Genomic DNA, 13,218 nt, shown 5'->3' with positions numbered 1-13,218 from the left:
TAGCGAATGGAAGAGGCACATTTACCGCAGCAAGCGCGTAAGAAATCTGTGGTGGTTGCGGTATTGACGATTAGTGATACACGAACGAAAGCAGATGATAAAAGTGGAAAAATCATTTGTGAGAAGTTGGTGGAGGCTGGGCATTATGTAAGGCATTATGAAATCTGTCCAGATGAAGCTACGCGAATTACGCAACAGTTGTCTGCGTGGCGGTCGGATTCAGCGGTCCAAGCGATGATTTTCACGGGTGGTACAGGTATTGGTGCGCGTGATATTACGGTTGAGACGGTTGCACCTCATTTTACGAAGCCACTAGACGGTTTTGGTGAGTTGTTTCGTTTCTTAAGCTATACCGAAGACGTGGGGTCGAAAGCGTTATTGAGTCGCGCGACTGCGGGGGCGATTGGCGAGCAAGTGGTATTTTTATTGCCCGGGTCTTCAAAAGCAGTGACGCTTGCGATGGATAAGTTGATTGTACCTGAGTTACCACATATTGTGCATGAGTTGACGAAGCATTTGGAAGGGTAATTTGTTAGTTATGAGCGCGGTTGGGGAGACTATGAGCGGTGGGGCGAGTTTTATGAGCGTGAAGCTGGGTTCTATGATCGCTTGAGTGAGTTCAATGAGCGTGAAGCCGTGTTCTATGATCGTTTGAGTGAGTTCTATGAGCGTGGAGCCGTGTTCTATGATCGCTTGAGTGAGTTCTATGATCGCGAACCCACATTCTATGAGCGCACCAACAAAAAACGCGCGACGATTAGTCTGCGCGTGTGTAGTCTCCATTTTTTCCACCTGTTTTATTTTGCAACATTGTGGGTCCGATGATCATCTCTTTGCCGGCTGCTTTGCACATATCGTAAATTGTCAGTGCAGCTACGGAAGCGGCGGTGAGGGCTTCCATTTCAACGCCTGTGACGCCTTTTGTTTTGACTGTAGCTTCTATACGTACTTCGTAATGTGAAGTTGCTTCGTCAATTTTCCAATCAAATCGGACATCTACACCTGTTAGCGGTAAGGGGTGGCACATCGGAATAATAGTGGATGTATTTTTAGCAGCCATAATGGCAGCGACTTGGGCGACTGCGAAGACATCACCTTTTTTATTCGTACCATGTGTGATTTGCTCGTGGATGGATTGGTTGACAATAATAGTAGACGTAGCGATTGCGGTGCGTAGGGTGATTTCTTTACTAGAAACATCAACCATTTTGGCGCGACCTTGTTCGTTAAAGTGAGTGAGTTCGGACATATTGTTCATCCTTTCGATTCATTGTACTCGTAAGTATAACAAAAGAAAGAGGAGATGTAAGTGGTAGAAATTCGTAAACCTATTCAAGTGGCGGACGCGGTAGAGCGTGTGATGTCACATGTGCAGACGATAGGGACGGAAATCCTTTCATTAGAAGATACATATGGCCGTGTGTTGGCGGAGCCGATTGTGGCAAAACATGATGTGCCACCGTTTGATCGTTCGCCGTATGATGGTTTTGCGATCCGTGCGATAGATTCTGCAGGCGCATCAGGGGACGAGCGTAAGGCGTTTGACGTAGTAGGTGAAATTGGGGCGGGGCATGTGGCGCATCGACCGATTGAACAAGGAGAGTCGTTCCGAATTATGACAGGTGCACTTATTCCGGAACAAGCGGATGCGGTCGTGATGCTTGAGCAAACGGTAGAGAATGATACAGGATTTACATTGCGGAAACCGTTTGAGCCAGGAGAAAATATTTCACGGCAAGGGGAAGACGCGAAACGGGGCGAGCAATTGATTGAGGCAGGTACGCTCATTCATCCGGGGACGATTGCCTTGCTTGCAACGTTTGGTTATTCGCAAGTGTGTGTGGCGAAGAAGCCAATTGCTGGTGTGTTGTCTACGGGTACGGAATTGCTTGATGTGGCGGATGAATTGGTACCGGGTAAGATTCGTAATTCAAACGGACCGATGATTCATGCGCAATTGACGCGGATGGGGATTGAATCAAAGTCGTATGGCATGATGGAAGATGATTTAGATAGTTGTACGGAAATTGTGGAACGTGCGCTTCGAGAAACGGATGTACTTATTACAACGGGCGGTGTATCTGTAGGTGATTTTGATTATTTACCAGCAATTTACGAACGTTTAGGCGCGAAAGTATTGTTCAATAAAGTAGCGATGCGTCCGGGGAGTGTAACGACGGTTGCAGTGCTAGGTGATAAATTATTATTCGGTTTATCGGGTAATCCTTCTGCGTGTTTCACTGGATTCGAACTGTTTGCGCGACCGGCAATCTTAGCGATGATGGGCTGCACAACGCCTTATATGCCGAGGATTCAAGCGACACTTGGAGAAGATTTCAAGAAAGCGAATCCGTTCACTCGTTTTATTCGTGCGAGCTGGGAAATGACGCCGCAAGGAATTGTCGCAACGCCTGCTGGTTTCAATAAATCGAGCGCAGTGTCTTCGATTGCACGGGGAAATTGTATTATTGTCTTACCGAGCGGAACGAGGGGCTTTGAAACGGGAATGTTAGTAGACGTCTTGTTGTTAGGTTCGGAGCAAGGTGTGGAGCGTTGGGAACTATGAAAACGCTACATGTCGTCGGCTATAAAAACAGCGGTAAAACGACATTGATTGCGCATTGGATTACGGTGTTGCAACGTTTAGGGCTGGAAGTCGCTGTGCTAAAACATCATGGGCATGGCGGTGCACCGGATCTACCCCCAGCACAAACTGATACTGTGCAATTTCTGGTAGCTGGAGCCGTCTCAACCGTAGTGGCAGGGGGCGGTATGCTACAATTAATACAACAAAAAGAACCTTCATTTCAAGAACTAAAGGCACTGGCTGCTTCAAGTGGTCCAGATGTGTTATTGATAGAAGGATATAAACAAGAAGTTGGTGAAAAAGTGGTGCTTCTTCGTAATGAAGAGGATCGGGCAACACTTGAGTCGCTACAAGGAGTCATCAAAATAGCGGATACACATGCACTTTTTTCGGATGGAACGTTACTCGACAATTGGTTGCAGCAGTGGATGGAGGAAGCGCAATGAAACGATTTGAAATAGTGGATACACCCATTGATCCGCAAACATATAGTGATCTCGTATTGCATCCGGCAGCGGGTGCGGTGACGGTCTTTACAGGGCATGTACGTGAATGGACACATGGTGTGCGCACATTGTATCTTGCGTATGAAGCGTATATTCCGATGGCGGAGAAGAAATTGGCCGAAATTGGTGCGGAGATGGAAGCAAAATGGCCAGGCGTCCAAGTAGCAATGGCGCACCGAATTGGCGAATTGAAGATATCAGATATTGCAGTTGTGATCGCGGTTTCTTCTCCTCACCGGAAAGAAGCGTATGAAGCGAATGAATATGCGATTGAGCGTATTAAGGAAGTCGTGCCCATTTGGAAAAAAGAAATTTGGGAAGATGGCGAAGAATGGATCGGTGCACAAAAGAAATATCCGAAGAAAGGAAGCGGGTCAAAATGATTACAGTTCATTACTTTGCGAGGTTGCGGGAGTTAACAGGTAAAGGAGAGGAATCTTTGGATCGGGCTTCGTTAACGGTAGAAGAATTGCTCGACTGGGCCGAAGAGACGTATCCTGGTTTTGGTAAAGAGACGATTCACGTGGCGGTCAATGAAGAATATGCACGTAAAGAAGACGTCATTCAATCGGGTGACGTATGTGCGTTCATTCCGCCTGTGAGCGGCGGATGAAGCAGACGGTTGGCATTCTACTTGCGGGTGGACAGTCGCGACGATTCGGTGAACCAAAAGCGTTTGCGGAGTATGAAGGTCGGCCGTTTTATCGCTATTCAGTAGAAGCATTGCGACCGTTTTGCGAGGACATTGTAGTAGTTACTCGTCCTGAATTTGTTGATCAGTTTCCGAGTGATCTTCGCGTAACGACGGATAGTGACATGTTTGCTGGAATGGGTCCGTTAGCGGGTATTTTATCGGCCATGGAACTAGTAGATGCAGAGCGTTATCTCGTGTTGCCATGTGATATGCCGTTCATTACACGTGATGTCATGGCGAATTTATTGGCTAGACATCAAGCAGATGTGACGGGTGTAACTGTCGAAGGTAAGCTTCATCCGCTAGTGTCGATATGGCAAGCGACTGTGAAGCCGACGATTCGTCAAGCGCTGCTAGATAGTAATCGCCGCGTGATGCATGTTCAAGCGTTACATGATGCGGAGTGGATAGAAGGTAATTTATTGACCGATCAACCTGCACTTGCGTTTAAAAATGTCAATACACCATGTGAACTAGAGAGGGGATGAAGGAATGGATGCCATCGTTGATCAACTGGGACGACCGATTCGGGATTTGCGGATTTCTGTGACGGATCGTTGTAATTTTCGCTGTACCTACTGCATGCCGAAAGAGATTTTTGGTGATGACTTTATGTTTTTGGCGAAAAATGAGTTGCTGTCATTCGAAGAGCTTGAACGTCTGGCGCGGATATTTGCCAAGCTAGGTGTCAAAAAACTTCGGTTGACGGGTGGAGAACCGTTGATGCGACGGGATCTACCTGAATTGATCCGGAAATTACACGGCATCGAAGGAATTGAAGACATCGGATTGACGACGAACGCAGTACTGCTTGGTCAATATGCGCAACCGCTTTACGAAGCAGGGTTGCGGCGTCTGAACATTAGTTTAGATGCACTCGATGCAGAACTGTTTGGTCAAATCAATGGACGTGGCATTTCACCTGATCTCGTTCTAAAAAACATCAAAAAAGCGCAAGACATAGGCTTCACGATAAAAGTGAATATGGTTGTACAAAAAGGTGTCAATGAGAGTGAAATTCTTCCGATGGCGACGTATTTCAAGGATTTAGGCATTACATTGCGCTATATCGAGTTCATGGATGTCGGCAATGATAACGGCTGGAGTTTTAAGAAAGTAGTTACGAAGAAAGAAATTTATACGATGTTGTCAGAAGTGTATGCTATGGAGCCGGCAGAAGAGGACTATTATGGGGAAGTCGCAAAACGTTATCGCTACAAGGATAGTGACGCTGAAGTAGGGTTTATCACATCCGTTTCAGAATCGTTTTGTTCTACTTGTACGCGTTCTCGATTATCTTCTGAAGGTAAGTTATATACTTGTTTATTCGCTTCGGAAGGCTTCGATATTCGTGAATTAATTCGATCAGGTAAGACGGATGAAGAGTTGTTTGAAGAAATCGCAGCTGTTTGGAGAGGGCGTAAAGATCGTTATTCCGATGAACGAACGGAGCAGACTGTGAAGAACCGTAAGAAAATTGATATGAACTATATTGGTGGCTAAAGGGGCGAGCAGAGTGAAACCTACGTTATATATTTGCCGGGAGATGCCGGAAGAAATAGTAGCACCGCTTCGTGAACTGTATGAAGTGGATATGTGGCAATCAACGAGTGTTGCTGTTCCGCGCGACGTATTGCTAGAAAAGTGTGCAACTGCGACCGCATTGTGGACAGTCATTTCAGATCAAATAGACGAAGAAGTGTTAACAGCGGCTTCGAAATTGAAAATCATCGTCAATATGGCGGTTGGTTATAATAATATTGACGTAGAAGCGGCACGAACGCGTGGAATCACTGTGACAAATACACCAAATGTACTAACAGAAACAACGGCAGATTTGGCATTCGCTTTATTGATGGCAACCGCGCGTGATCTGATCGGTGCAGAAAATGGATTGCGTGAAGGTCGATGGACGTCTTGGGAGCCGCTTGGTTTTACAGGAGTGGATATTTACGGGGCGACATTAGGCATTGTCGGAATGGGACGTATTGGCGAAGCGGTTATGCGTCGTGCGAAAGGATTTGGCATGGACGTCCTCTATCATAATCGTAGCAGGAAGCCCGAAGTGGAGGATATGTATGGTTGTACGTATGCAGAACTGGGGGATTTGCTTGCCGCATCTGATTTTGTTTTACTTTTGGTACCGTACAGTGCTGAAACAAAAGGCTTGATTGGCAGAGATGAGCTGGAGCGAATGAAAGAGACTGCAATCCTGATTAACGTCGCGCGTGGCGGTATCGTCGATGAAGATGCGCTGTTTGACGCGTTGCGCACGAAGAAAATCCATGCAGCAGGCTTGGACGTTTTCGAAACCGAACCCGTGCCACTCGATCATCCGTTACTGACACTACCAAATCTTACGGTACTTCCACATATCGGAAGCGCCACCGTCAAAACGAGGCTAGCGATGATGAGCCTCAACCAAAAAGCGCTACTGGCCTTCGCAAAAGGCGAGGAACCGAATCATCAAGTGACTTACTAAATAGAAAGAAACGCGACTCTGGGATTAGACCTAGAGTCGCGTTTTTTGAATATAGACGTAATTAGTGGGCTGTATTTGCGGCAATGATATACTTTCCTAAACCAATCGAACAGTTATTCCGTCTTATGAATAAACAACCACACAGCGGCGGATAGTTCGACTGCTTGCAACTGAAACTCGGAACCTTCGAATGCTTGGCGGAACGATCGGACGACGGATTCGAGCATATAGTTGCGGGGCGTATCCGACGAAAGTTCTTCTACTAAAAACTGACCGTACTGTTTGCCAGTGCTTTCAGGTAACTCCCCAACAAACGTCTGCATCTTCTCAACCAATACATCCTGTGTCACCGGATGCATCTCTGCACCTGTCAGGATCCTTTCGACAATTTCTTGCGATAAAAATCGTGTATTCTGCTGGATTATATCGGGTACGACGACTTCCATTCGCTGCATCACGAAGTCCACTAGCTGTTTTGTATCCAGCGTCTCCGTGGTCGAGCTTTTCCAGACGCCTAATGAATGTTGAATGAAACCGAACATCATTGACGCACAATCGAACGCATAAACTTTTAATTCTTTACCGTAGATGTCCACTAATCGTTTGGCAATCCATGCTAGCTCGCGATAGTGCATCTGTTTAACAAATTCCCGTAATTCATCATCTGATGAGTGTACTACGGTTTCAAAAAGGGGCAACAGATTTTGTTCACGATTCATTGAAAGGCGGATATGAATCTGCTCAGAAAGTAATTGCGGGTTGCTAAGGTCTTTGCCAATCGCTAGTTCGTTGCGTCGCAAGAAAGATAGATAATACGCGTCACGCAAGATCGCCATCAAGCACTCATTTTTGGATGAAAAGTAATTATAGAATGTACCTTTCGAAATATGTGCTTCATCCAAGATGTCTTGAATAGAAGTTGCTTGAAAGCCATTTTCGATAAATAATTTTTTAGCGGTTTGTAAGACAAGTTTCTTTCGATCTTTCATCCTCTATCACCTGTTCTTTAGAATTTTATACTGTTGGTCTAACTAGTATATTAACTAGTAAAGGTTATCATATCAACTATTTTGGGCGATTGAGCTTATGTAGTTGAAATAGTTGGACTGTAGGTATAAAATTAAATTCTGATATACTTTATAAGTACACAGAGGAGGATACTATGGAAGAATCATTAGATATTAAGAAATTGCATGAAAACCCTCCTTATGGGGTCATTGCGATTTTATTCATCGGGGCCTTTGTTGCCATTCTTAACAACACATTACTTAATATTGCACTGCCAGTCATCATGGAGGAGTTTGCGATTCGTCCGTCAGATGTTCAGTGGCTGACGACTGGATTTATGCTTGTCAACGGTATTTTGATTCCTGCGAGTGCATTTTTCATACAAAAGTTTACGAATAAAAAGATCTTCTTAACAGCGATGATCTTGTTTTCACTAGGTACATTCCTAGCGATTATTGCACCGACGTTTAATCTATTAATTGTATCCCGCATGATTCAAGCATGTGGATCTGCATTGATGATGCCGTTGCTGATGAATGTTATGTTAACAGCGTTTCCGATTGAGAAACGTGGGACAGCGCTTGGTATGTTTGGTTTAGTTATGTTCACTGCACCTGCTATTGGACCGACGTTGTCCGGTTGGGTAGTTGAGCATTATTCATGGCATATGCTGTTTGTGATTGTCTTGCCAATTTCTTTATTGACGATTGTCATTGCGATTTTCAAAATGAAGAATATCACACCGAATCGTGATGTGAAATTAGATTTCTTATCACTTGTGCTATCTAGTATCGGTTTTGGTGGGCTATTGTATGGCTTTAGTACCGCTGGTGAAAAGGGCTGGGGAGCGATAGAAGTATACAGCACGATTGCTATCGGGACGTTAGCGCTTATTATTTTCGTAGTGAAGCAGTTGAATATGAAAGAACCGATGCTCGATTTCAAAATTTATAAGCACCCGATGTTCGCATTAGCATCCGCTATTTCGATTGTACTTTCTATTGCGATGTTTTCGGGTATGATTTTAACACCGCTGTACGTACAAAGTGTTCGCGGTATTTCACCGTTGCATGCAGGGCTTCTGTTGTTACCGGGTGCAATTATTATGGGAGTTATGTCGCCGATTACGGGTAAATTGTTCGATAAATATGGACCACGCGCGCTTGCTTACACTGGGTTGACAATAACCGCAGTGTCAACCTTTTATCTGAGCCGTTTGGAAATCGATACGGGTTATTATTATTTGATGATGATTTATACGATCCGGATGTTCGGTTTATCCATGGTTACCATGCCGATCATGACGAATGGGATGAATTCATTGCCGATGAAATCTAATCCGCACGGTACTGCAATGAACAATACGTTGCAACAAGTGTCCGGTGCAATTGGTTCCGCGCTCTTGCTGACAATCATGACGAATCGTCTTGAAAAGTCAGCTGCCGCGCAAGCGAATGAGTTGGCTGCTTCTGGTGTCGATATTACATCGATGACAGAAGAAATTAAGCGTATGGCGATGCTTGATGGTGTCAATCACGCATTTTTCATCTCCACACTCATTACAGTAGGTGCGTTAGTCCTTTCATTGTTTATTAAACGTGTCGTGCCACCTACATTTACTCCAGTAAAAAATGAAGATTGAAAATTCCGAAAACTGGAATGGGAAGCTCTGTGTGCCTCTTGGCATGCTGAGCTTCTTTTTTTTGTGTTATAGTAAAAAGAAAAGGTTGTGTTCGATGTGATGGGGAATAATGAAAAATGCCCATGCGAAAGTGGGAAAATTGTTCAGGAATGTTGTGGGAAAACGAGCGAGCCGGGCACTAATCAAATTCAAATAGAACTGAGAAGTGTGCTGAACAGTTATTATGAAACGTCATTGGCACCTGCAGAAGTGCGGGCGTTGGAGGTTTTATTGAAGGAGTGGGCTGCACGTCTAGGCGACTGGATGCAGGAAGAAGAGTTAGTGACGAATGTTAGTGATTATTATTTCTTCATAGTCCGAAAAGATTTGTGGCGTCGTCATCTCGTAAAAGCGTTGAATCGCACGCAAAATAAAGCGGTACGCAATATACTAAAAAGCTGGCAAAATTCATTCATTACATTTGCTGAAGTCGTTTCCGCAGATGAGCAAGTGTACCATATGAAAGAAATTCTTGGAGAAGGCGAGTATTTGTTGGCCAAAGAGCCGGGGGAGCCGAGTGACGTAAAGGCTGTGCTTGCGATTGTGCTTGAGGAATTGCGCAATGATGAACGCCATGTCATGCCGATCTCTGCAATAGCTGTCAATGAACATATGAGCAAAGAGTTAGTTTCACAGGTACAGAAACTTGCTGAAACAGCTGACGAAAATAATAGTTTTGAATTCTTCAAAAACCATCTCGTGGACATTTATGAATTTATTTGTAAATTAGATGCACAGACATTGACTGATGTTGTGGAACAAAACTTTACGCCGCTTCAACGTGAAGTAGTTGAAATAGTAGATGCGAAATTAGAGAGTGAAGAACTGTATCCGGGCGCATATGAAATGTTGCTTTCATTGATGGCGTATTACTTTACAGATGAACAGCCGAAGTTCCGTAAGCCTGAAGTATTAGCGGCCGCTGCGTTCCAACTAGCTGTGGATCTAGAGATGATGCCGAATACGTATACGCAAACGGAAGTCGGTAAGATGTTTGGTGTGTCGGTGTCTTCTTATAGAAAACATACCGATGCGTTGAAAGGTAAGGTCGATGATTTAGAACAAATGATGAATGAAGGAAATTCAGGTGTTGCGTATTATGTTGGAACGGATCCACGTCCAACGGAGCAAACGAATTGGCAAGTGCATATGCTGTCGTTGAAAAACAATTTCGAGACGCTAGAAGAAGCGCAAGCATTCATTCAGCAAGCGATTCAAAAACCATTTGAGCCGGAAAATCAACAACAAGAAGCGCAGATGCTTTGTTATATGGCATATAATGCGGAGACTGTTGAGCAACGTCATGACTTTGCGCTGCAAGCATTTGGTGCAGATCCGACGAATGTGGATGCGTTGTTGTTACAAGCAGAATTTACAGAGGCGCTAGAAGAAAAAGAAAAGCTGTTCAAGCAAGCAATTTTCTCAGGTGAAAAGCAGTTCAATAATCAAGCGGAAGATGCTTGGGCTTTCGCGCCGAACCGTCCGTATTTACGCAGTTTATTAAGTTATGGTGTGTGGCTTTATAGCAATGAGCGTTATACAGAGTCGAGTGAATTGTTCATGCGTTTGTTGACGTTGGATCTTCATGATCATCAAGGGGTTCGCTATTTGGCGATTGCGTCGTTGATTTATCAGGACGAAATTGAACAGGCGGAGCGAGTGCATGAGGCGTGTGCAGAGATTTCGCAAGAGGATGCAGCGTATCATTATTTGGCGTGGTTGATTGAGATGGACAAGACGCAAGGGGAATCTGAACACAGTGCGGAGTTTTTCAAGAAGGCGGAGCGGTTGAATCCGTATGTGGGTGCGTTGATTCATGCGGGTGCTGAGAAGGCTCCTTTCCCGAAGAGTGCTTCGGTTAAGCCGGGTACTCCGGATGAGGCGCATTATATTTGGTTTATGCTGTAAGTTACGTTAATAACCATCACGGCTGGTCGTTTATACGACTGGTTGTGGTGTTTTTTTGTTGTGGTGGGTCGTTGCTCGACTTTTTTACGGTTCTGAAGTTAGTGCAGATCAGCTTTCTATCATCGCTTCGGCACGTGGGGGATTGCCTCCCACAAAGAGCCAGCTAGCGAAAGTTCACGCTAGCCGTCTCTTTGTTTCGGCCGACCCCGCAGTTGTGCCTACGCTATTGAGTACAGTGTATTTTTAGTAGTCTTTGATACATAGTAACATTCACTTTTAAACTTTAAAGTACTATGTTACATACTTCTCTTCACTAAACGAAGGCGCCTTACAAGCGGTAGGCGTAGCAATGAGACAGATAGGCGGTCTTCCTGTCTGGCTCATTGCGGGAGCCATCCGCCAGCGCCGAAGTGGGTACAGTGATGATTACTTAACAAAATTCAGAAGCGGATAGAAGTGTCTAGAAATTACTGAGTCCCTTACTAACTTCAAAGAGCTATGCTACTTACTCCCCCTCACCAAACGAAGGCGCCTTACAAGCGGTAGGCGGAGCGATGAGACAGATAGGCGGTCTTCCTGTCTGGCTCATTGCGGGAGCCATCCGCCAGCGCCGCAGTGGGTACAATGATGAATTACTTCTCCACATACAGAAGTGTATTGAATTGTCTAGAAATTACTAACTCTCTCCCCAGATCCCCCTATTAAACAGGCCTACTTCACCAGCGTTGAAGTGAGTACAATGAAGAATACTTTTACAACTAGACTTGTGGAAAATCCAGAATAAGTCTCGTAATGAAGGAATAGGATGATATATTGTCGAATAATTCTAATAAGGGCAATTACGAGAAAACTGTAAATGGAAAGGGGCAAGACGGATGAAACTTACTAACTACATCGATGGAACATGGCAAAAAGAGGCGGCGAACTATGGAGCTGTGGTTAATCCAGCGAACGGAGAAGTGCTAGCGCAAGTACCGCTTTCTACAGAAGAAGACGTTAAGCAAGCGGTGGCAGCTGCGAAGAAGGCGCAGAAGCAATGGGCGCTTGTACCGGCACCGAAACGTGCGGACTACTTATATGAAATTGGCCGACTGATGAAAGAAAAAAAAGAACATCTCGCGCAAGTACTGACGAAAGAAATGGGTAAAGTAATAGAAGAAGCTCGTGGCGAAGTACAGGAAGGAATTGACATGGCCTTTTATATGGCGGGAGAAGGGCGTCGGCTATTTGGCGAAACGGTACCGTCTGAACTACAAGACAAATTCGCAATGAGCGTACGTGCTCCTATTGGCGTCGTTGGCTTGATCACACCTTGGAACTTCCCGATTGCGATTGCGACGTGGAAATCGTTCCCGGCCATTGTGGCGGGTAATACGTTCATTTGGAAACCGGCAACGGAAACTCCGTTAATGGCGTATGAAATGGCATTGATCTTTGAAGAGGCATGCTTGCCGCATGGTGTAGCGAATATCGTCTTTGGGTCGGGTGCTGATGTTGGAACAGCGTTGATTGAACATCCGGATGTACGGGTCATTTCATTTACCGGGTCAACGGAAACAGGTCGTCATGTGGCGGAGCTTGGTGGTCGCCATTTGAAGAAGGTTTCATTGGAAATGGGCGGTAAAAATGCGGTCATTGTCATGGATGATGCAGATCTTGAGTTAGCAGTTGAAGGTATTTTATGGAGTGCGTTCGGAACGGCTGGGCAGCGCTGTACGGCATGTAGCCGGGTAATTGTTCATGAAGCGGTCAAGGAGCGACTGCAAGCGCGACTAATTGAAAGTATGAAAGAATTGACGATGGGTGACGGGCTGGATGAATCGGTAAAAGTCGGTCCTGTTATTAACGCGAAAGCACTTGAGAAAATAGAGAGCTATATTGAAATAGGTAAGCAAGAAGGTGCGAAGCTAGTGGCAGGTGGAAGTGTTTTAAATGAAGGAGACTTTGCGAATGGTCATTATTTCGAGCCGACGTTATTCGTAGATGTGGCATGGGATAGTCGCCTCGCACAAGAAGAAATTTTTGGTCCAGTCGTTTCGCTCATTACAGTCGGCAGCCTTGATGAAGCGATCGAAGTGAATAATAGCGTAAAGTACGGCTTGTCGAGTTCGATTTTCTCGCAAGATGTTAATAAAGTGTTCCGTGCACAACGCGATTTGGATACAGGAATCGTCTATATTAACGCAGGAACGACAGGCGCAGAAATTCATTTACCGTTCGGTGGGACGAAAGGAACGGGTAATGGTCATCGGGATTCGGGTGTTGCAGCGCTTGATGTCTTTACGGAATGGAAGAGCATATATATTGATTACAGTGGTAAATTGCAACGTGCACAAATTGATACGGAATGAA

15 protein-coding genes are annotated in these 13,218 nt (G+C 45.1%); 12 read left to right on the top strand and 3 right to left on the bottom strand.

Translation table 11 applies throughout. The annotated features are described in order from the left end of the window. The first annotated feature begins 6 nt into the window (after positions 1-6). Entirely contained in the window at positions 7-528 is a 522-nt protein-coding gene (locus tag CSV79_RS05335; RefSeq protein ID WP_099688005.1) for a MogA/MoaB family molybdenum cofactor biosynthesis protein, read from the top strand. Here the strand turns inward: CSV79_RS05335 and CSV79_RS05330 are convergent. Together CSV79_RS05330 and moaC are read right to left on the bottom strand one after the other, a co-directional pair. Next, positions 484-783 (bottom strand): hypothetical protein, encoded by a 300-nt coding sequence (locus CSV79_RS05330; protein ID WP_099688004.1) that lies wholly within the window; start codon positions 781-783, stop codon positions 484-486. The genes CSV79_RS05335 and CSV79_RS05330 overlap by 45 nt on opposite strands. Further along, positions 758-1,249, bottom strand: coding sequence for a cyclic pyranopterin monophosphate synthase MoaC (moaC, locus tag CSV79_RS05325; RefSeq protein WP_099688003.1), 492 nt, complete (start codon positions 1,247-1,249; stop codon positions 758-760). The genes CSV79_RS05330 and moaC overlap by 26 nt, the downstream gene beginning before the upstream one ends. 60 nt (positions 1,250-1,309) lie before the next feature. Here moaC and CSV79_RS05320 point away from each other — a divergent pair, with 60 nt between their 5' ends. From CSV79_RS05320 to CSV79_RS05290, 7 genes are read left to right on the top strand one after another with little or no spacing between them, the layout of a single operon-like run. Continuing rightward, positions 1,310-2,566 carry a molybdopterin molybdotransferase MoeA gene (locus tag CSV79_RS05320; RefSeq protein ID WP_099688002.1) on the top strand — a complete coding sequence of 419 codons (1,257 nt, stop codon included), beginning with the start codon at positions 1,310-1,312 and terminating at the stop codon, positions 2,564-2,566. Beyond that, complete coding sequence (mobB, locus tag CSV79_RS05315) at positions 2,563-3,033, top strand: molybdopterin-guanine dinucleotide biosynthesis protein B (RefSeq protein WP_099688001.1); 471 nt, start codon at positions 2,563-2,565, stop codon at positions 3,031-3,033. Before CSV79_RS05320 ends, mobB begins: the two co-directional genes overlap by 4 nt. Then, on the top strand, positions 3,030-3,476 hold the full coding sequence (locus tag CSV79_RS05310; protein ID WP_099688000.1) for a molybdenum cofactor biosynthesis protein MoaE: 447 nt from the start codon (positions 3,030-3,032) through the stop codon (positions 3,474-3,476). Before mobB ends, CSV79_RS05310 begins: the two co-directional genes overlap by 4 nt. Further along, positions 3,473-3,706, top strand: coding sequence for a molybdopterin converting factor subunit 1 (gene moaD, locus CSV79_RS05305; RefSeq protein WP_099687999.1), 234 nt, complete (start codon positions 3,473-3,475; stop codon positions 3,704-3,706). The genes CSV79_RS05310 and moaD overlap by 4 nt, the downstream gene beginning before the upstream one ends. Further along, positions 3,703-4,275, top strand: a complete 573-nt coding sequence (gene mobA, locus CSV79_RS05300; RefSeq protein WP_158232472.1) for a molybdenum cofactor guanylyltransferase — start codon at positions 3,703-3,705, stop codon at positions 4,273-4,275. Before moaD ends, mobA begins: the two co-directional genes overlap by 4 nt. A gap of 4 nt (positions 4,276-4,279) precedes the next feature. Continuing rightward, positions 4,280-5,290, top strand: coding sequence for a GTP 3',8-cyclase MoaA (gene moaA / locus CSV79_RS05295; protein ID WP_099687997.1), 1,011 nt, complete (start codon positions 4,280-4,282; stop codon positions 5,288-5,290). Between the two features lie 13 nt (positions 5,291-5,303). Then, a complete protein-coding gene (locus CSV79_RS05290; protein WP_099687996.1) occupies positions 5,304-6,269 on the top strand; it encodes a 2-hydroxyacid dehydrogenase in 966 nt (321 codons plus the stop codon). A gap of 113 nt (positions 6,270-6,382) precedes the next feature. On the opposite strand, the gene CSV79_RS05285 is transcribed toward CSV79_RS05290, so the two are convergent. After that, a complete protein-coding gene (locus CSV79_RS05285; RefSeq protein ID WP_099687995.1) occupies positions 6,383-7,258 on the bottom strand; it encodes a TetR/AcrR family transcriptional regulator in 876 nt (291 codons plus the stop codon). A gap of 173 nt (positions 7,259-7,431) precedes the next feature. Here CSV79_RS05285 and CSV79_RS05280 point away from each other — a divergent pair, with 173 nt between their 5' ends. From CSV79_RS05280 to CSV79_RS05270, 4 genes are all read left to right on the top strand, one after another. Further along, on the top strand, positions 7,432-8,919 hold the full coding sequence (locus CSV79_RS05280) for a DHA2 family efflux MFS transporter permease subunit (RefSeq protein WP_099687994.1): 1,488 nt from the start codon (positions 7,432-7,434) through the stop codon (positions 8,917-8,919). A 96-nt stretch (positions 8,920-9,015) separates the two neighbouring features. Next, a complete protein-coding gene (locus CSV79_RS05275; protein WP_143560540.1) occupies positions 9,016-10,866 on the top strand; it encodes a hypothetical protein in 1,851 nt (616 codons plus the stop codon). Positions 10,867-11,420: 554 nt separating this feature from the next. Next, positions 11,421-11,546 (top strand): hypothetical protein, encoded by a 126-nt coding sequence (locus CSV79_RS17265; protein ID WP_255407416.1) that lies wholly within the window; start codon positions 11,421-11,423, stop codon positions 11,544-11,546. A gap of 195 nt (positions 11,547-11,741) precedes the next feature. After that, a complete protein-coding gene (locus tag CSV79_RS05270) occupies positions 11,742-13,217 on the top strand; it encodes an aldehyde dehydrogenase family protein (RefSeq protein WP_099687992.1) in 1,476 nt (491 codons plus the stop codon). The last annotated feature ends 1 nt before the right edge of the window (position 13,218 follow it).

The sequence above is a fragment of the Sporosarcina sp. P13 genome (genome assembly GCF_002743055.1).
Classification (GTDB): Bacteria; Bacillota; Bacilli; order Bacillales_A; family Planococcaceae; genus Sporosarcina.
Note: the sequence above shows the minus strand (reverse complement) of the source record. Positions and strands in the feature narration are given on the sequence as shown.

Bases quoted from the DNA above. Each gene is read 5' to 3' on its own strand.
- CSV79_RS05310 (WP_099688000.1), top strand. From the start codon at position 3,030: ATGAAACGATTTGAAATAGTGGATACACCCATTGATCCGCAAACATAT.
- moaC (WP_099688003.1), bottom strand. From the start codon at position 1,249: ATGTCCGAACTCACTCACTTTAACGAACAAGGTCGCGCCAAAATGGTT.
- moaA (WP_099687997.1), top strand. From the start codon at position 4,280: ATGGATGCCATCGTTGATCAACTGGGACGACCGATTCGGGATTTGCGG.
- moaD (WP_099687999.1), top strand. From the start codon at position 3,473: ATGATTACAGTTCATTACTTTGCGAGGTTGCGGGAGTTAACAGGTAAA.
- mobB (WP_099688001.1), top strand. From the start codon at position 2,563: ATGAAAACGCTACATGTCGTCGGCTATAAAAACAGCGGTAAAACGACA.
- CSV79_RS17265 (WP_255407416.1), top strand. From the start codon at position 11,421: ATGAGACAGATAGGCGGTCTTCCTGTCTGGCTCATTGCGGGAGCCATC.
- CSV79_RS05330 (WP_099688004.1), bottom strand. From the start codon at position 783: ATGGAGACTACACACGCGCAGACTAATCGTCGCGCGTTTTTTGTTGGT.
- CSV79_RS05270 (WP_099687992.1), top strand. From the start codon at position 11,742: ATGAAACTTACTAACTACATCGATGGAACATGGCAAAAAGAGGCGGCG.
- CSV79_RS05280 (WP_099687994.1), top strand. From the start codon at position 7,432: ATGGAAGAATCATTAGATATTAAGAAATTGCATGAAAACCCTCCTTAT.
- mobA (WP_158232472.1), top strand. From the start codon at position 3,703: ATGAAGCAGACGGTTGGCATTCTACTTGCGGGTGGACAGTCGCGACGA.
- CSV79_RS05285 (WP_099687995.1), bottom strand. From the start codon at position 7,258: ATGAAAGATCGAAAGAAACTTGTCTTACAAACCGCTAAAAAATTATTT.
- CSV79_RS05335 (WP_099688005.1), top strand. From the start codon at position 7: ATGGAAGAGGCACATTTACCGCAGCAAGCGCGTAAGAAATCTGTGGTG.